Consider the following 17,727-nt stretch of genomic DNA (forward strand, 5'->3'; position numbering starts at 1 on the left):
TCAATCCAATTCCCCTTTCAGCATTCTCCCTGCAATGCGAGCCGAATCTTCAACGAATCTTCCACAGGGGCGTTTCTGATAATATTCTTGCGTACGGGCAGCCGGTGCCGGTGTCGTAGCTGCAGCATCTTCAGGAGGCAAAAGGCGGCGGCAAATAATCGTTCCATTCTTTTCCTTGAACATATCAGCCATTTTCTGTACCATAGCATAGTTCTTTGTGCGAGCTTCCTGATCGGTGATATCCAGAACCGGATATTTGAAACCGGCCAACATGGCCATTGCGCTGACCGTCCCGCAAATTTCACGCATACGGGCTACACCTCCTCCAAAAGAGACAGACATTTTCTTTGCCATCTCCATGTCCAGTTCAAAAACATCCGAGTAGGCCAGAAAGACAGATTGCGCACAGTTATAACCCGCTTCGAAGTTCCGGACTGCACGATTTACACGTTCTTCAATATCGAAGTCTTTCATGATACTACCTATATCTTTTAATATTCATAATCGACGCAAGCCCTGTCTGCCTTGACGGGACCGATGATGCCTTTGGCTACGGCTACATGTTCGGGATGGTTGGCATACGTGCTGACATCCTCAAGTGTATCCAGTTCCGTAGTCAGGATGATATCCCATGTCTCTGCCGGATTCACGTTAAAATCTACGCGGATCATGCGCAAGACGTCGATTTTGTCGATCAATGCTTCTAATCCCGTTTTGATTTCCTGCATTTTAGCCTGCTTGTCGGCCGGAGTTGCAAACTCCTTCAATTTAAACATTACGATGTGTCTGATCATTTTTCTCTTATTATTTGTAGTTACATTTTTTCATCCAGATAGGAATCTTTATAGCCTAAGAAGTACAGGATGCCGTCCAGACCGATTGTTGAAATGGACTGTTTGGCCGTAGCCTTTACTTTTGGTTTGGCATGGAAAGCAATTCCGAGACCCGCAATACTGATCATCGGCAAGTCGTTGGCGCCATCTCCGACAGCGACCGTCTGGCGAATATCCACATTCTCGACTTGTGCAATGAGACGGAGCAGTTCTGCTTTGCGTTTTCCGTCTACAATGTCACCGACATAGCGTCCGGTCAGTTTTCCATTCTCCACTTCAAGCTCGTTGGCATAGACGTAGTCGATGTTGTATTTCTGCTTCAGATAGTTGCCGAAGTAGGTAAATCCTCCGGAAAGGATCGCGATCTTGAAGCCGACCTTTTTCAAGATACGCATCAGGCGGTCCACCCCTTCAGTAATCGGCAGGTTCTCGGCAATTTCCTGCATAACGGAAACATCCAGGCCCTTCAACAAAGCGCAACGCTGGCGGAAACTTTCGCAGAAGTCGATTTCTCCCCGCATAGCCGCTTCGGTAATGGCTTTCACCTGATCGCCGACACCGGCCCGGATAGCCAATTCGTCGATCACTTCCGTTTCGATCAGCGTCGAATCCATATCGAAGCAGATCAGGCGGCGCATGCGCCGGAACATGCTTTCTTCCTGAAAGGATATATCCATCTCCTGTTCGGCGGAAAGTTTCATGAAGTCGGCCTTCATCTGTTCCTTATCCCTGGGAGTTCCGCGCACGGAAAATTCCACGCTTGCTTTCGGCGTACGGGCATTTTCGTCTAACGGAATACGTCCCGTCAGGCGCTTGATGTCGTCGATGTTCATATCCTGGTCGGCAACGATGCGCGTAACGCCGGCGATTTGCCGTGCCGTCAGTTTCCGTCCCAGGATCGTTATGATATACCGGTTCTTGCCCTGCATGGAAACCCATTGGTTATAAGCCTCTTCGGTGATCGGATTGAAACGGATATTCACATCCAGTTCGTAGCTCTTGAAGAGCAACTCTTTCAGAATATCTCCTGAGTTTCCTTCGCTGCTCTGAAATAAGATGCCTAAAGATAGATTGTTATGGATGTCGGCTTGACCGATATCTAAAATAACAGCATTATTCTTGGCCAGTATCTCGGAAAGGGCAGCAGTCACTCCCGGACGATCCGCACCATTTATATTTATCAGTATTATTTCGTCTTTTTGTCCCATACTATTATAATTGTAAGGCGAAGAAACGAATAATTCTTTTAAGTAAAAAGTGTTTTCCAAAAATAATGCTTTTTCTTGAATTTCAAACTCGTGATGATTATGATCAGAGATATGGAATAATCGTTATATAAATACCTGTAATAATGGCCGAAGTGATTACACCGGAGATGTTTGCACCTAAGGCATCTCCCAAAATAAAAGATTCGGGATTTTCCTTGCTGACCAGCTTTTGTGCAACCTTAGCCGTGGTCGGTACACAACTCACGGCTGCGATTCCGATCACCGGGTTATAATTGCCTTTCTTAATGAAATACATGATATATCCGCCGATGATTCCACCGATTCCGGACAATAATAAAGCAGCAATACCTAAGACCAGGAGCTTCAGGATTTTCGGGTCGAGCAATAGTTTGGCATCGCAAAGGACTCCCAACAGCAGACCTAACATGAAAGTCGAACCATACAGAAGCGGGCCGCTGACGAAATCATAAATATGCTTCATGCCGGATTCACGGATAGCAACTCCCAGGAACAGGGAGAAGAACAACGGGGAAGCAACCGGGAACAGAAAACACAGCACGGCACATAAGATTACGGAAAAAGCCAGCTTTACTTTGGCATCATAGGTTTTGGGAGCCTTTTTAGTTGTCATCTTGATTGCACGCAGGCGTTTCGGGATCAGGAGTTTTACCAGATACGGATAGCCTCCGTAGGTAAGTCCGAGATACAGATAGGCGACAACCGTGATCGGGACGAACAGATGCTTGGCCAGCATCAACGAAGTAAACAATACCATTGGTCCGTCGGCTCCGCCTACCATAGCAACGGAAGCGCTTTCTCCCAAATTCAAACCGATAGCGGAAGCGATCGGGAGAGTCAGGAATGTTCCGAGTTCGGCACACAGTGCCAGGAACAGGCTGGCAAACGGTTTTTGCAGCAGGAAACCGACGTCCAGCAGCGTACCGATTCCCATAAATACAAAACAGGCTATCAACCCGTTACTGAACGTCAGCGTATAGACCGGTTGCAGAAAGTCGATCTGCATGACGTTCATCAACTCGTCTGTATCGGAAAGCATCGGGTCCAGGAACAAGTTGCCCAATACACCGCCCGGCATAATCAGCGTACCGCAATTGATTGCGATCATACCCAGTCCCATCGGGATCATAACCATCGGTTCGAGCACACCTTTCCAGCCCAGATAGACCAGTAGCCCACCTAAAAGGATCAGAAATATACGGGCTGCGGCCAATAGCCAGCCACCGGCTACCATTGTTCCAAAGCCTTGGAACAGTCCTAAGAAATCTATATTTTCCATATTGTCAGTTACGTTTTTTATTCTTCCGGAGAAAGAGGTTTGTTTTTATTTGAGTTTCGTTTCTTCATGATCTGTTCTTTCTTTTTCAGATACATGAAGCGCGTGTCACGGGGGTAGTAATAGTCGATCAGGTCGAGTTGCGATGCCCCGTGGCTGACACCGTGATAGTATCCGCCGGGCTTCATATTGGCAAGATCGGGATTTTCACCTCTGGCGAAGTCTTCGCGTTCGTCATTGAGTTGCTCTATTCCTTCGGGAGGAACAAGACCTAACAGTTCGCTTATTTTGGCCCGAACTTTATTTATTCTGTTGAACTGCGCCAGTTCAGCAGCGTGCGAGTGATGATATTCCAGGGAGTCGGCCCAGAAAGCGATACCTTTGATGACACCGGCGACAAAAAAGCCAATGACAAAGGTAAGGCCCATCATCTCCAGGGTAGAAATGAATAGACTTAACATATTTCTTAACTAATTTATATGAATAACGATTCTGCTTCCGATGCGATACCGGAAGTAATTTAAAATCACTAAATCCCTGAAGAGTGCTAAATAATTATTTTTCGGAGTACGTAGACCCAATGGCCTGCACGTATGCGAAGAGAAGAGAATTTTATGGATTGTACGATTCGTAAAGTCTCGGAAGTCTTGTTGAGCAGGTTTTGTTCTTTTTGCAGAAACACTTCAAACTGCCTGGACACTATTTTCACCAGCCGCTCGTAGCTTTCCTGCAAGACCTGTGAACGGGGTGTCACGCAAAGTCCGGTACATTTGAACTGGGATATTTTTTCGTAATCGATCTGTTCCTGCTTGACACCGGAATCCGGTAGCCTGTCAAGGAGCGTCGCGACAGCGGAAGGTAAGGCGGAGATACTATTTTCTTCGGTTGCAATCTTTCCATCCAGCGCGAAAAGGCAGATCAGAGATAATATGAACAGCATCTTCTTTATCATGGCGCGAATATAGAAACAGTTCTCGGATATATAACTTCCGGGGTGGGATAAAAGTTGTAAAAAATTAGATAAAAACAAAAGAGTGCGTCCCGCAAATACAACGGTCGACGCACTCTCCTCATGTGTCTGTCCTGTTTTTATTTCCTTATCGCTTCTACTTCTTCAGCACGAACGGGGATCTTTTTACCTAACAGGCGGGCGCCGTTTTCGGTGATCAGATAGTCCTCTTCGTTGCGGATACCGCTGAAATCTTTGTATGTGAACAGCTTGTCGTAGTTGATAAATTCAGTGAACTTGTTCTGGCTTCTCCAGAGATCCATCAGTTCGGGGATGAAGTAAACGCCCGGTTCGATGGTCAGGACAAAGCCCGGTTCCAATTTACGTCCGAGGCGGAGAGACTTGCGTCCGAACTCCGTGCTCTTCGGCTGGCCGTCATATCCGACGTAGACTTCGCCTAAGTTTTCCATATCGTGAACATCCAGTCCCATCATGTGTCCCAAACCGCAAGGCATGAACATGGCATGAGCACCGGCTTTGACAGCTTCCATCGGATCACCTTTCACAAAGCCTAACTCTTTCAGACCTTCCATGATCACTTTGCAGGACAATTCATATACATCGACAAACGGGATGCCCGGACGCAAAGCTGCAACAGCCGCTTCGTGGGCCGCCACCTGGATATCGTAGATCTCGCGTTGGCGAGTCGTAAACTTGGCATCGGCAGGAATCGTAGACGACATATCGCCGGCATATCCCATCTCCGTTTCGGCGCCGGCATCGAGCAGAAGCATGTCGCCGCTCTTGATCCTGTTGCTATGATCATGATTGTGCAACGTCTGTCCGTTGATCGTCGCGATGATAGGGAAGGAGAGTTCGTAATTGTTTGCATAAGCCACTTCGGCAACGGCAGCGGCCACTTCACTTTCGCGGATGCCCGGACGAACGGTGCGCATGGCAGCCAGATGCATGTCGGCTGTCACGATACAGGCCTTTTCTATTTCCGCAATTTCTTCTTCGCTCTTATAGTTACGCTGGTTGACAACGCCCATTATAAAAGGTACGGAAGGTTTTTCGGCTCCCGGAACGACGCCTAACCATTGGAACAGTTTGATCTGGTGTTCGGCGCGATAAGTCGGCAGGTAATGAACCGGCTGGCCTTTCTGCTGTGCGCTCTTCAGATAGGTTTCGATTTCCTTGAAGGGACGTACTTCGGTGATACCGGCGGCTTCGCTCTTTTCCTTCAGCGTCGGCTGTGTACCCATCCAGACGATTGCGTCGATCGTCAGTTCGTCGCCGAAAATGATCTCGCGGTTGTTGTCTATGTCGATGATGGCGGACAGTCCGGCATAGGGAAGTCCGAAGAAATACAGAAAAGTGGAATCCTGGCGGAAGTGGTATGTGTTATCGGCATAGTTCATACCGGACTCATCGTTACCTAAAAATAACAACAGGCCGGAACCTATCGTCTGTTTTAATTTAGCCCTGCGGGCGATATAAGTTTCTTTTGCGAACATGATATTATAAATTTGATTTAATGCTACCAAAGATAAGCATAAATTGGAATCCTAACATATTCGGGAGGTATTATTTTTATATAGACAGAGTCAACAAGCAGGGTAATATAAAAGTTGCCGTTATCAGTAATAAATAAAAACCTGCTTATCGAGTACCTCAAAAACTACTCGATAAGCAGGCTCTTGTCTACTTAGTAAGCAGACCACCCCTCTACTTATCGAGTAGACAGGAGGCTGCTTAATAAGTCGATTTTTGTCTGCTTTATAACTGGACCAATGTCACAATAGGACGGTCTTGCATATCTTGAAAAACTGTAGCTTTTCCGGATTCCATGTCTACTTCGATTCTTAGAAGAATAGCCATGTCCGAATTTTTTATATGCCCCCACGGCTCTTAGATATTCGGATTTTAGTTTATCAAAATGTCACTGCCACCCCGTCTAAATCGGATTAGTAGTGCATCTATTTGGATTTAGTATAGCGGGTAATATTTTTTAACGTTTCATAATGCACTGCTTTGTTCTTATAAAGATGACAGAATGATAATCCGACCGGGAAAACTAACAGACCGGATGAACCGTCGAGCCGTTTATGTAGGTAAGGGCGGCTCCTATGGCGGTTCTGTATTCCGAATACTTGGGGATCAGGAAACGGACGCCGTACATTTCTTCCAGCTTGGGGAAGATTTCCTTGCACTGGGGCAACTGCGTCAGGTTGCCGATCAGGACGAAATCCCGTATCGGGCTGTTGAGAGCCGACAGGATGGCGGCCTGGCCGATCGACTGCAGGACCATGTGGATGATCCCCGAAGCAATATCTTCGGGAGAAGCGTTGCCGTCCGCTTTTCCGAAGTTGGAGGCGGTGGCGTCCAGCGGCAGGTCGGGCAGAGGCCGGTTGCAGATGTCCTGTATCTGGAGGTCGATATTCGTCAGAGTCCCTTTTCGGGCCATTTCTGCGATCAGATGGATGTCCTGCGTTTTCAGGAGCAGGCGGGAGAGTCCCAGCAAGGTTCCGCCACCGACGCCGATCCCGCCGATATGTTGGATCTGCTGCCCTTCCACCTTGACGAAAGAAGTTCCCGTTCCCATGCTTACAACGATCAGGTTCTCCAGCGAAGCGGCATATTTGGCTCCGAGGCCGTTGGCCAGAAATTCATCTGTCTTGGCTGTCGGCAGGCCATATAGCGGCTGGTCGATGAAGGCGCTTCCCACGCCCGTCAGCATCACCATCTCGATCTCCGGCAAGGTGATCCCGTTGTCATAGATATACTTGCCGAAAGCTCCGAAGAGCGAGGTGACCGGATCTGTCGCCTTGACGAACATCGGCGATTTGATGCTCTTGTTTTCCACTCCGACAATCTTGGTTGTGCTTCCACCGACGTCAATACCTATTACTACGCCCATATTTTCATGATTTAGTTGTAATTTTCTGTATCTTTTCGCTTGCAAAGTTATAACTATTTCTTACATTGTCCCGGCAAATATAACCTTTATATAATATGAAGATACGGCAGATAATGGCGCTTACCGGCGCAACAGTCGTGTGCGGAAGCGGCCGGGAAGACCACGAAGTGCAATGCGCTTTCGCCAGCGACCTGATGAGCGATGTCCTGACACTGGATTGTAACGGTGTGCTGCTCGTCACGGGCTTATGCAATATGCAGACGATCCGGACGGCGGAGATGGCGGATGTTTCCTGCATCCTGTTCGTGCGGGGAAAGAAAGCGACTCCCGAAATACTGCAACTGGCAGCGGAAAACGATATGATCCTGATGGAAACGGACCACTCTATGTACCACACGGTCGGCGAGCTCTATTGCAACGGACTTCCGCCTATCTATTAAGCAAAGGAGGTGAAGATATGCAATTCAGATTTGAACTGGAAGGAGGCAACTTCTCAAAAGCCGGCTATGCTTCGAGCCAGATAAAGAAGGTCTTGAAGCAACTGTCCGTCGATCCGCGCATCATCAAGCGGGTGGTCGTCGCCCTCTATGAAGCCGAGGTCAATGTTGTTGCCCATGCCTGGCGCGGGACGGTGCTGGCCGATATCGAAGCCGACAGGATCAGCCTTCTGTTGCAAGACGAAGGCCCCGGCATTCCCGATATCGGCCAGGCGATGCAGGAAGGATTCTCCACTGCTTCGGCTGCCGTCCGCGAGATGGGGTTCGGTGCAGGCATGGGGTTGCCCAATATGAAGAAGAATGTAGATGAATTAACGATCGAGAGCAAAGTAGGAGAGGGTACGGTTGTCCGTATGCTAACCTATTTCTCCGCAAACGACAGATAGGCATGGAAGAGACAAAGTTTTATCACGCATTGAAAATAGACAATGACCGCTGTGTCGGCTGTACCCATTGCATGACAAAGTGCCCGACCGGTGCGATCCGCATCCGCGAGGGGAAAGCCTCCATCCGCAAAGGCTGGTGTGTGGACTGCGGCGAATGCCTGAAAGCCTGCCCGACGGAAGCGATCTATGTGGAGCAGGACGACTTCCAGAAAATCTTCGACTATAAGGCGCGTGTCGTGCTGGTCCCGACGGTCTTTATCGGGCAGTTTTCCAAATATACGACAGAAGAGGAGATTTTCAGTGCGCTATACGAACTGGGATTCACGCATGTGTTCCAGGTCGAGTTTACGGCAGACATGATCCACCGCGAAATGCTGCGGCAGATGGAGCAGGCGGAGGAAAAGCCTGTCATCAGTTCGTTCTGTCCGGCTATCGTCCGGCTGATACAGGTGCGCTTTCCGGCCCTGGTCGATAATATCCTGTTGGTGAAACCGCCGGTCAATGCCACTGCAACTTACTATCATAAAGTGCTGGAAGAAGACGGTTTCTCGTCCGAAGAGATCGGCATCTTTTATGTGACCCCCTGTGCAGCCAAGATCGCCTCCCTGAAAGGCGCGGAAGGCTATTCGTCCACGATCAAGGGCGTGATCAATATGGATACGCTATATAATAAGGTATATCATATTCTGAAAAACCGTCCGAAAGACTTTGTGCCCGAATGTGTCCTTCCGCCGTCCCTGACCAAGAAGGAGATGCGTTGGAGCCAGACGGGAGGCGAAGCCAAGCATTTCTCCGGCCGCTGTCTGGCGATCGACGAGATACACAATGTTATCGAGTTCTTGGAACGGATGGAATCGACAACCGAGGTCCGCAATGTGGATTTCCTCGAACTGCGTGCCTGCGACCGGAGCTGTGCGGGCGGCGTGCTGGCTGTCGCCAACCGTTTCCTTACTGCCGAGCGGGTAATGAAGCGTTCGATGAAGCGTGACAAGGCCCCGCTGATCTATTCCGACCGCTTGGAAGCGTTGTCCTATCTGAAACAGCACATCACTATTCGTCCGCTTCAGCCCAATCCGAAGCTGCGGTACGAAGGGAATATCGAAGAAGTCCTGAAAAAGATGGAGCAGGTGCGCAAGCTGATGTGTTATCTGCCCGGCATCGACTGCGGGGCCTGCGGTTCGCCCAACTGCCAGGCGTTGGCGGAAGATATCGTCCGCCATGAGGCGCAGTTCAGCGATTGTGTCTTTATGCAGCGTAATATGGAGAAGCACGGGAAGCTGGACAAGGAACACGCTTTCCGCCTGATTGAAAAGACTTGGGGGAAAGACCGGTTGAACAAAGATTGTTATAAGAAAGGAGCTAAATATGAAGGTCAGTGATTTAGTGAGAGAATTGAACTTAACCGTTTTTTGCGGGGAAGCAGGGTTGGACGCGGAGATTTCCGGCGGTTATACCAGCGACCTGTTGAGTGACGTAATGGGACATATCGATGAAGGAATGTTGTGGATCACGATGCAGACGCACCAGAACATCGTGGCCGTCGCCACCCTGAAAGATGCGGCTGCCGTCCTGATCGTGAACGGGGCTTCGCCGGACGAGGAGACGCTCGATAAAGGAAAAGAGGAAAACGTGCCTTTGCTCGGAACGCCGCTTTCCGCATTCGAAGTAACAGGAAAAATCTACCGCCTTTTGCAACAGGCATGAAAGAGTTCCGGGTAGACTTGCACCTGCACACTTGCCTTTCGCCTTGCGGAAGCCTGGAGATGAGTCCGCAGCGGATTGTGGAAACGGCCCTCGAACGGGGACTGGATGCCATAGCTGTCACGGATCATAACAGCACGTTGCAATGTCCCGAAATCCAGGCATTGGGAAAGGAGCGGGGACTGACGGTCTTTGCCGGCGCGGAGGTGACGACACGCGAAGAGGCGCACTGTGTTGCGCTTTTTGCAGATGACGAGGCACGCGCTGCTTTCCAGGCCTATCTATATGACCATCTGCCGCCTGTCCCGAACGATCCCGAACGTTTTGGCGACCAGGTTTGGGTGAACGGCCGGAACGAGATTGTGGGAGAAGCTCCCTATTTGCTTATTTCCGCCCTTGACCAGAGTGTGGAACAGATTGCCGCAGTGGTGCATCGCCTGGGCGGGTTGTTCATTGCAGCCCATGTCGAACGCCCTTCGTTCAGCCTGATCAGCCAGTTGGGATTCATCGATCCTTCCTTGCCTTTGGATGCAATCGAGTTCAACGATGCTGTCCGCTATGAAAAGTTAGTGGCGGCACATGCTTATTTGAAACAGTATACGGTTTACCGCGCTTCCGATGCACATTATCCCGAACAGATCGGCACAAAATACTCCCTGTTGAAAGCTGATGCGCTCGATTTCCAGCATTTGGCGATGGCTTTCCGGAAGGAAAACAGTCATACGATTGTAACAGCATGAATAATCTATCTTTCCATATCACTGATATCACGGCAAACAGCATCCGGGCAAATGCTTCGGAGATAGGTTTGCATATAGAAGAACAAGATGCGCAAATCATTATCCGCATTACGGACGACGGTTCAGGAATGGACGAGGAAACCGTTGCCCGCATCACAAATCCGTTCTACACCACCCGCACGACCCGCAAAGTGGGGCTCGGTATTCCCTTCCTGATCCAGAATGCGGAGCAGACAGGCGGGGCTGTGTCCATTACATCCAAGCCGGGAAAGGGAACGGAGGTGGCAGCCTCTTTCCATTCCGACCATATCGACTGTCCGCCCTGGGGGGATCTTCCGGGAACGGTCGCCATGCTGATCACCGGCAATCCGGATATTAATGTTCGCTTTGAATATCAGGCAGGAAAAACTACATTCTCTATCAGTACGAATGAGATAAAAGAGATTTTGGACGGCATCCCGCTTAGCCATCCGAAAGTGATGCTGTTGGTAAAAGAGATGATCAGGGAGAATATCAGGCCCTAACCTTTTTGACCTGTTTTTGTCAGATAGTAGTTGTAACGTTCCATCACTTCGCGCACATAGTTGAAGGTTTCCGAACCACGCAGGTAACCGTGTTTGCAGACCGGATCGTTGTAGTATTCCGGATCGTTTTTCAACCGGATATATTCGGCCACATTATCGTCCCAAACGTACGGGTTCTTGCCATATTTCTCTGCCAGCCGTTGCGCATCGTAAATATGCCCGATCCCTGCATTGTAGGCCGCCAGCGTGAACTTGATCTTTTCGACCGGGTCGGTTATTTTACCGAATCCCTGGCGGAAACGGCGCAGGCAATCCACACCTGTACGGATGCCCGTATCGGGGTCTTTCAGTTCGTGAGGCGTCACGCCCAAAGCCTTAGCTGTATTCGGCATGATCCCCATCAGCCCTTCTGCGCCGGCCCATGAGACGACGTTCGGATTGAAGCGGGACTCCTGGTAGCCGATCGAGGCGAGCAGCTGCCAGTCCCATCCGATATTTTTGGCATGTTTGCGGAAGAGTTCGTCGTAAGGCGATACATGCCCATTTTTGACTTCCGGCAGTTCGGCTGTGACGGGCTGTTTGCTCAGTTCGAAATAACGTTTCGTCAAAGCCTTGTAGACATGTGTTCCCGCCTTGTCGGACGCCCAAGCGTCGATGGCCTCGGCCAGTTTGGGGCTGCTTTTGCGTACGACCCAGGAAGAGCGTTGCAGGAAACTGACCTTCAGCGAAACGTTCAGGTTCCAGAAATAAGTTTTGTTCAGGCGGGCTATATTCTCGTCGCTTATGGTGTAAGGGATTTCCCCCTGCGAGACCATGCCGATCAGATCCTCTGTCGTCACCGTATCGGCATCCACTTCATGAATCCGGATACCGCCGCCCAGTTCGACATCGAGGTTTTTCAGCCGTTCGAAGTATTTGGTTCCTGGTTTTACATAGACATCTTTTCCGAGCAGTTCCGTCACGTCGGTGATGACCTTGTCGCCCTTGTTGGCTTGCTGGATCAACACCTGGCAGTCTTGTTCTTCCCGTCCGCAATAGATCAGCTTCTCTTTCATGCGGTTGCTGATCTGGATCGGGTAGGCGACTACATCCGCCTCGCCTGCTTCCAGCATCTCGATCAACTTCGTAGGGCTTTCTGCTGCCTTGATGTTCAGTTTCAATCCTTCCGAGCGGGCGAAATCCTTGATCAGTTCGTATTCGTAACCCATCGGTTGCATCTTATACTGGAAATAAGATGTCGAGCTGTAAAGCGTGACGGCAGTTATTTCGCCTTGCGCCTTCAGTTGCGGCAGGTCCATTGTCACATCGTCATCCTCCTGTCCTTGTTCCTGCCTCGCACGATTGCAGCCGGATAACAACAGCGTAACAAAAAACAAAAGGATGACCTTCTTCATTTCTTAATTATTAATTCTTGTTTTTTAATTTCTCCAAGAGAACGACATTCTCCACGTGATGCGTATGCGGGAACATATCTACCGGCTGCACCTTCTTGACGGCATATTTCACGGAGAGCAAGCTCAGGTCGCGTGCCTGTGTCGCCGGGTTACAGCTTACATAAACGATACGTTCCGGCTCTGCAAAGAGGATCGTGTCGATCACATCGTCATGCATACCGGCACGGGGCGGGTCTGTGATAATAACATCCGGACGGCCATGTTGGTTGATGAAATCCTGTGTCAGGATATCCTTCATGTCACCAGCGTAGAACAGTGTATTCTCGATCTTGTTCAGTGCGGAGTTGACTTTGGCATCCTCGATTGCTTCGGGCACATATTCGATGCCGATCACTTTCTTTGCCTGGCGTGAGACGAAATTGGCAATCGTGCCGGTTCCGGTGTACAAGTCGTAAACCATTTCGTTTCCGGTTAGTCCGGCAAACTCACGGGCAACCTTGTACAGTTCGTAAGCCTGTTCACTGTTGGTCTGGTAGAATGATTTCGGACCGACTTTGAACTGAAGTCCTTCCATCTCTTCGATGATATGATCTTTTCCGCGGAACACAAGAACGTCCTGGTCGGTAATCGTATCGTTGCATTTTCCATTAATGACATACATCAGTGAAGTGATCTCCGGGAACTGTTCGGCGACATGGGAGAGAAGTGCTTCCCGGTGTTCCACATCTTCATAGAAGAACACTAACACCACCATCAGATCGCCTGTTGAAGCCGTACGGATCATCAATGTGCGCACAAATCCTTCCTGATTGCGGAGGTCGAAGAACGGATAACCTTCGTGTGTCAGACAATATTCTTTGACCGCCAGGCGGATACGGTTTGATATATCGTTCTGCAACCAGCATTTGTGAATGTCGAGCACCTTGTCAAACATCCCCGGAATATGGAAACCGACCGCATTCATGCAATCGAACTTAGCTCCGGTTTTCACCTCTTCTTCAGTCAGCCATTTCTTGTTGGAGAACGTAAATTCGAGCTTATTGCGATAGAAGGTCGTGTGTTTAGACCCTTTGATCGGAAGAATTTCTTCCATCTCGATTTTGCCGATGCGCGTCAGGTTGTCTATTACTTGTTTGTGTTTATAACGAATCTGCTCCTCGTAGGGAAGATGCTGCCATTTACAGCCGCCACACACGCCGAAATGTTTGCAGAACGGCACTGCACGCTGGGGCGAGTATTCATGAAAATGTACTGCTTTTCCCTCCGCATAACTATGTTTTTTACGTGTCAACTGTATGTCGATGACATCTCCGGGGGCGACAAAAGGTACGAATACCACCATGTCGTTCACTCGTGCGATAGCCTTTCCTTCTGCGGCTACATCTGTTATCGTTACCTTTTCCAATAAAGGCAACTGCTTCTTATTTCTTGCCAAGATGATTAATTTTTTAATTTTGCGCAAAGATAGAGATAAAATACATCGTAAAATACTTTGCGCAAAAGATTTTGACTATCCGTGTAACTGCCCTGTCTTTTCCCGGCTCTCGAAAATAACTGTCATATGTTCCAATGCCCAACCGACAAGGCTTTCTATATGTGGCATCAGCGTTTTGCCGGTTTCCGTAAGCTGGTACTCGACTCTGGGCGGGACTTCAGCGTAGACCGCTCTCGAAACAAGCCCGTCGGTTTCCAGTGTCCGGAGCGTGACAGTCAGCATACGCTGGGAAATGTCGGATATTGTTTTTTGGATGTCGCTGAAACGCATCGTGCCGTTTGCGTTCAGTGTGATCATAACAAGCATCGACCACTTGTCGCCGAGCCTGCACAAGATGTCCCGGATAGGACAATTCCCTGTCGGATAAAAATTTTTCATTTTTTTTGTTTTAGTAGCGCCTTGTGTCTCAACAATAGTTACATTTATGTAAGTAGCTTATTCATAGGTGCGTTCTTGTTTTACCGAATCAGACTACTTATCTTTGCTGTACAAAGGTAATAAACTTACTAAAAAGAACTATTGTATCACTAAAATTATTATTATCATGGCAAAGAAAGTAGCCGTTTTGGCAGTGAATCCGGTAAACGGATGTGGATTGTTTCAGTATCTGGAAGCATTTTTTGAAAATGGTATTTCTTATAAAGTGTTTGCTGTCAGCAATTCGAAGGAGATTCGTACAAACTCCGGTATCGCTTTGATCGTAGACGATGTCGTCGCAAACTTGAAAGGACATGAAGATGACTTTGATGCGATGGTATTCGCATGTGGAGATGCTATACCGCAGTTTGCTCAACATGCAGGAGAACCGTACAACCAGGATCTGATGGCTGTCATTTCAGCGTTCGGACAAAAGGGGAAAATCATGATCGGGCATTGTGCCGGAGCAATGCTGTTTGATATGGCAGGTGTTATCGATGGAAAGACGGTTGCCGTCCATCCGCTTGCAAAGCCGGCTATACAAAAGGGAAAGGCAACAGACAACAAATCTGAGGTCGATGGAAATATTTACACAGCTCAAGATGAAAATAGCATCTGGACGATGATGTCCCAGGTACTCGATGCCTTGAAATAAAAATCAGATTGTCTATTTATAAGAAGAGCGGTACTTCCGAAAGATTTATAAACTTTAGGTCCGTACCGCTCTTTTTTTATATTTATTCGGTATCGCTTTTCTTTTTCCTTCTCGAAGGCAGGTTCGGTATATTTTCCCGGACGAAGCGCTTGAAACCGCTTAAAGAAACCTTATAATAATCGGCTAATTCGGCATATGTCGCATTTTCTTCCTTCAATTCTCTTTCGATCTGGCTTTTCTGGGAAAGGAGAAATTCGGTTTTGGGGCTTCCCAAAGGTCGTCCTAATTTCGTTCCTTTATTTTTGCTGGCCGTCAGTGCTTCTTTCGTACGGGCAGAAATAAGTTTACTTTCTATTTCGGAAACAAGTCCGAATGTGAATGCCAGCGTCTTGCTATCCACGTTGTCTTCGAATGAATAGCCTTCCTTGATACAGTAAAGCGTCACTTTCTTTTCAATGCACAACAAAATCAAATGCATTATCTCCATCAGCTTCCGGCTGAGTCGGGTGACGTCGGCAACGATAAGAATATCGCCTTCTTGCAAATTCTTTATCACGTCTTCGAGTCGGTTTTTCCCTTTGGAAGAGTTTTTAGCATCTTTCAGCCACTTATCAATCTCAATTTTTTTTGCTTTTGCAAATTGTTCGATTGCATTTTTCTGGCTCTCTGTTTGTTGTTTATTTGAATATGTACGGATATAAGCAATTGTCATATTTCTTAATTATTTAAATTTTGTTTCATTATTTGATATATAACAGATTGGTTTGCAATATGTTCATTCTAAAAATTAATAAGAGGGAGGATGCATATTGTTATAATGATCTCCTAAACTGATGCGAATGTACGCAAATAAAAAAAACAATGAAATATTTGGTAGTTAAAAATAAATACCTACCTTTGCACCGCAATCAAAAATAAAGAGATTGCGAAAACGGGGTGTAGCGCAGTCCGGTTAGCGCACCTGCTTTGGGAGCAGGGGGTCCCAGGTTCGAATCCTGGTACCCCGACAGAGAATAAGAGGCTGTATTTAAGCTAATTAAAGAGATGACGAGTCGGTACATAATTGTATTGGCTCGTTTTTTTTATGCCAAAACGGCTTATTTCTCTTTAATAAGCGTCGATAAGGCAGGGTATTTCTTTTAAATATCTTTTAAACGATTCTGTACAATATGTTTTTGGTTTCAAACATTAAAAACATGAAGTACTATGGCAACTTTTAAAGCGGTCGTTATGGCCGGTAATTCGCACATAAAATCAGACGGAACAAAAAATATCAAGATCCGTATATATCATAACAAGGCATCACAGTATATCTCTACTCCTTATTATATTCAGGAGGACTATTTGGGTAAAGATGGTGTGATCACTTCCGGCTACCGGGATGCGGATCTACTCAACTACGAGCTCGGTAACTTGATTCAAAAATATCGTAGTGTCTGTATTAAGCTTGGCATCGAGCGAGTATCACGCATGAGCTGTATAGAGGTTAAGGAGCAGATAACAGCGGCTATGGAACCGGAGTATGAGTTCATAGACTTTATAGCCTTCTGTAATGGTATTATAGAAAAAACGGATAAAGAAGCTACTCGGGAATGGTATCAAACAGCCTTGAACTCTTTATGCTGGTTTTATAACCGGAAAAAGATTGATGTTCGGGATGTCACGGCTCAACGGTTGAACGAATTTAAGCAGCAGCTATCTATCTCTGGCCAGGGAGGGAAGCCACTTTCTCCAGGTGGTATCAGTAACTATCTCCGCGCGATCCGATCACTACTGAATAAAGCTAAGGCATATTATAATAATGAGGACTATGATATCATACGGATACCGAACGACCCATTTTCAAAGGTGAAAGTACCCAAGTATCGCCGGGAGCGCAAAACGATCTCCGCTGAAGATATTATCCGGATTAGGGACGGACACTTCTCAACTGGACGGGCTAACATGGCACGTGATGTCTTTATGATCATGTTCTATATGATGGGGATCAATGTAAAAGACCTGTACCAGATGCGAGGAACGAAAAGAGGCCGGTTGGAATATGAACGGAGTAAAACAGAAACAGAAGATAATGTATACCGGTTCCCGCTATCAATAAGGATAGAGCCGGAACTGGAGCCTTTAATAAAACAATATAGCGATATTGGGTTCCTGTCATATTTTCGCCGGAAATACTGTAATCATAAGAGTTTTATGAAAGCAGTCAATAAGGGATTAAAGAAGATAGCCGATGAATTGAACTTGCACTGCGAATTGACAACAAACTGGATTAGGCACAGCTGGGCGAGTGTTGCGAGGAATAAAGCCGGTGTTCCAAAAGCTGATGTGGACTTCTGTCTTGGCCATGTGAACAATGATTATAAGATGGCTGATATTTATATAGAGATCGATTACTCTATATTTGACAAGTCAAACCGGACGGTTTTGGACTACCTTAAAAAAATATCTCAAAAAAAACAGGCTAAATGTTTGCAGGTATAAAAAAGCTCCCTATATTTGCAGCAGAGAATTCGAGTTGGATTTTAGACGAAAGTTTGAGATCCAACTTTTTGTGTTTATACACATTGTCTTAAGCTTTCCTGTAAACATCCGATAAATAACCATTTACCTGGTGCCTTCCATAAAATCAGGCACAATGACAATATCTGTTTCAAAAAACATGTTGCTTGCGAAATTGCAGCAACTTTCTCGAA

20 protein-coding genes and 1 tRNA gene are annotated in these 17,727 nt (G+C 47.5%); 9 read left to right on the forward strand and 12 right to left on the reverse strand.

Annotation, left to right across the window (positions count from 1 at the left end; translation table 11 throughout):
• The 8 genes from H8S65_RS03890 to coaW all read right to left on the reverse strand — a co-directional run bounded on the left by H8S65_RS03890 (window position 1) and on the right by coaW (window position 7,225).
• The gene (locus H8S65_RS03890; protein ID WP_186928635.1) at window positions 1-474 is read right to left on the reverse strand and encodes a C-GCAxxG-C-C family protein; all 474 of its coding nucleotides are present in this window, start codon (window positions 472-474) and stop codon (window positions 1-3) included.
• Window positions 475-491: 17 nt separating this feature from the next.
• Window positions 492-794, reverse strand: a complete 303-nt coding sequence (locus H8S65_RS03895; RefSeq protein ID WP_075964716.1) for a Dabb family protein — start codon at window positions 792-794, stop codon at window positions 492-494.
• Window positions 795-814: 20 nt separating this feature from the next.
• Window positions 815-2,041: a phosphoserine phosphatase SerB gene (gene serB / locus H8S65_RS03900; RefSeq protein WP_186928636.1), complete on the reverse strand. Its 1,227-nt coding sequence runs from the start codon at window positions 2,039-2,041 to the stop codon at window positions 815-817.
• A gap of 103 nt (window positions 2,042-2,144) precedes the next feature.
• Window positions 2,145-3,359, reverse strand: coding sequence for a sodium ion-translocating decarboxylase subunit beta (locus H8S65_RS03905; RefSeq protein WP_186928637.1), 1,215 nt, complete (start codon window positions 3,357-3,359; stop codon window positions 2,145-2,147).
• A gap of 17 nt (window positions 3,360-3,376) precedes the next feature.
• Window positions 3,377-3,817, reverse strand: coding sequence for a LapA family protein (locus H8S65_RS03910; RefSeq protein WP_186928638.1), 441 nt, complete (start codon window positions 3,815-3,817; stop codon window positions 3,377-3,379).
• A gap of 86 nt (window positions 3,818-3,903) precedes the next feature.
• On the reverse strand, window positions 3,904-4,308 hold the full coding sequence (locus tag H8S65_RS03915) for a hypothetical protein (RefSeq protein ID WP_222616236.1): 405 nt from the start codon (window positions 4,306-4,308) through the stop codon (window positions 3,904-3,906).
• Between the two features lie 137 nt (window positions 4,309-4,445).
• Window positions 4,446-5,822, reverse strand: a complete 1,377-nt coding sequence (locus tag H8S65_RS03920) for an aminopeptidase P family protein (protein WP_186928639.1) — start codon at window positions 5,820-5,822, stop codon at window positions 4,446-4,448.
• A 560-nt stretch (window positions 5,823-6,382) separates the two neighbouring features.
• On the reverse strand, window positions 6,383-7,225 hold the full coding sequence (gene coaW / locus H8S65_RS03925) for a type II pantothenate kinase (RefSeq protein WP_186928640.1): 843 nt from the start codon (window positions 7,223-7,225) through the stop codon (window positions 6,383-6,385).
• Between the two features lie 95 nt (window positions 7,226-7,320).
• On the opposite strand from coaW, the gene H8S65_RS03930 reads away from it, so the two are divergent.
• From H8S65_RS03930 to H8S65_RS03955, 6 genes are read left to right on the forward strand one after another with little or no spacing between them, the layout of a single operon-like run.
• Window positions 7,321-7,665, forward strand: a complete 345-nt coding sequence (locus H8S65_RS03930) for a DRTGG domain-containing protein (protein WP_186928641.1) — start codon at window positions 7,321-7,323, stop codon at window positions 7,663-7,665.
• Window positions 7,666-7,682: 17 nt separating this feature from the next.
• Window positions 7,683-8,108: an ATP-binding protein gene (locus H8S65_RS03935; protein WP_005643243.1), complete on the forward strand. Its 426-nt coding sequence runs from the start codon at window positions 7,683-7,685 to the stop codon at window positions 8,106-8,108.
• Between the two features lie 2 nt (window positions 8,109-8,110).
• Window positions 8,111-9,487 carry a [Fe-Fe] hydrogenase large subunit C-terminal domain-containing protein gene (locus H8S65_RS03940; RefSeq protein ID WP_186928642.1) on the forward strand — a complete coding sequence of 459 codons (1,377 nt, stop codon included), beginning with the start codon at window positions 8,111-8,113 and terminating at the stop codon, window positions 9,485-9,487.
• Window positions 9,474-9,812, forward strand: a complete 339-nt coding sequence (locus tag H8S65_RS03945; protein WP_186928643.1) for a DRTGG domain-containing protein — start codon at window positions 9,474-9,476, stop codon at window positions 9,810-9,812. Before H8S65_RS03940 ends, H8S65_RS03945 begins: the two co-directional genes overlap by 14 nt.
• Entirely contained in the window at window positions 9,809-10,549 is a 741-nt protein-coding gene (locus H8S65_RS03950) for a PHP domain-containing protein (RefSeq protein ID WP_186928644.1), read from the forward strand. The genes H8S65_RS03945 and H8S65_RS03950 overlap by 4 nt, the downstream gene beginning before the upstream one ends.
• On the forward strand, window positions 10,546-11,073 hold the full coding sequence (locus H8S65_RS03955; RefSeq protein WP_186928645.1) for an ATP-binding protein: 528 nt from the start codon (window positions 10,546-10,548) through the stop codon (window positions 11,071-11,073). Before H8S65_RS03950 ends, H8S65_RS03955 begins: the two co-directional genes overlap by 4 nt.
• Here H8S65_RS03955 and H8S65_RS03960 read toward each other — a convergent pair.
• The 3 genes from H8S65_RS03960 to H8S65_RS03970 form a co-directional block, all read right to left on the reverse strand.
• The gene (locus tag H8S65_RS03960) at window positions 11,070-12,467 is read right to left on the reverse strand and encodes an MltF family protein (RefSeq protein ID WP_186928646.1); all 1,398 of its coding nucleotides are present in this window, start codon (window positions 12,465-12,467) and stop codon (window positions 11,070-11,072) included. The two genes, H8S65_RS03955 and H8S65_RS03960, sit on opposite strands and share 4 nt — an antisense overlap.
• 10 nt (window positions 12,468-12,477) lie before the next feature.
• Complete coding sequence (gene rlmD / locus H8S65_RS03965) at window positions 12,478-13,902, reverse strand: 23S rRNA (uracil(1939)-C(5))-methyltransferase RlmD (protein WP_186928647.1); 1,425 nt, start codon at window positions 13,900-13,902, stop codon at window positions 12,478-12,480.
• A 75-nt stretch (window positions 13,903-13,977) separates the two neighbouring features.
• Window positions 13,978-14,340 carry a winged helix-turn-helix transcriptional regulator gene (locus H8S65_RS03970; RefSeq protein WP_186928648.1) on the reverse strand — a complete coding sequence of 121 codons (363 nt, stop codon included), beginning with the start codon at window positions 14,338-14,340 and terminating at the stop codon, window positions 13,978-13,980.
• A gap of 166 nt (window positions 14,341-14,506) precedes the next feature.
• Here H8S65_RS03970 and H8S65_RS03975 point away from each other — a divergent pair, with 166 nt between their 5' ends.
• On the forward strand, window positions 14,507-15,034 hold the full coding sequence (locus tag H8S65_RS03975) for a DJ-1/PfpI family protein (RefSeq protein WP_186928649.1): 528 nt from the start codon (window positions 14,507-14,509) through the stop codon (window positions 15,032-15,034).
• A gap of 82 nt (window positions 15,035-15,116) precedes the next feature.
• On the opposite strand, the gene H8S65_RS03980 is transcribed toward H8S65_RS03975, so the two are convergent.
• Window positions 15,117-15,746, reverse strand: a complete 630-nt coding sequence (locus tag H8S65_RS03980) for a recombinase family protein (protein WP_186928650.1) — start codon at window positions 15,744-15,746, stop codon at window positions 15,117-15,119.
• 220 nt (window positions 15,747-15,966) lie between these two features.
• Here H8S65_RS03980 and H8S65_RS03985 point away from each other — a divergent pair.
• Together H8S65_RS03985 and H8S65_RS03990 are read left to right on the forward strand one after the other, a co-directional pair.
• A tRNA-Pro gene (locus H8S65_RS03985) sits at window positions 15,967-16,041 on the forward strand.
• Window positions 16,042-16,240: 199 nt separating this feature from the next.
• Window positions 16,241-17,515: a phage integrase SAM-like domain-containing protein gene (locus tag H8S65_RS03990; RefSeq protein WP_186928651.1), complete on the forward strand. Its 1,275-nt coding sequence runs from the start codon at window positions 16,241-16,243 to the stop codon at window positions 17,513-17,515.
• Window positions 17,516-17,727 lie beyond the last annotated feature (212 nt).

Origin of the sequence: Parabacteroides hominis (genome assembly GCF_014287585.1) — a bacterium.
Taxonomy (GTDB): Bacteria; Bacteroidota; Bacteroidia; order Bacteroidales; family Tannerellaceae; genus Parabacteroides; species Parabacteroides hominis.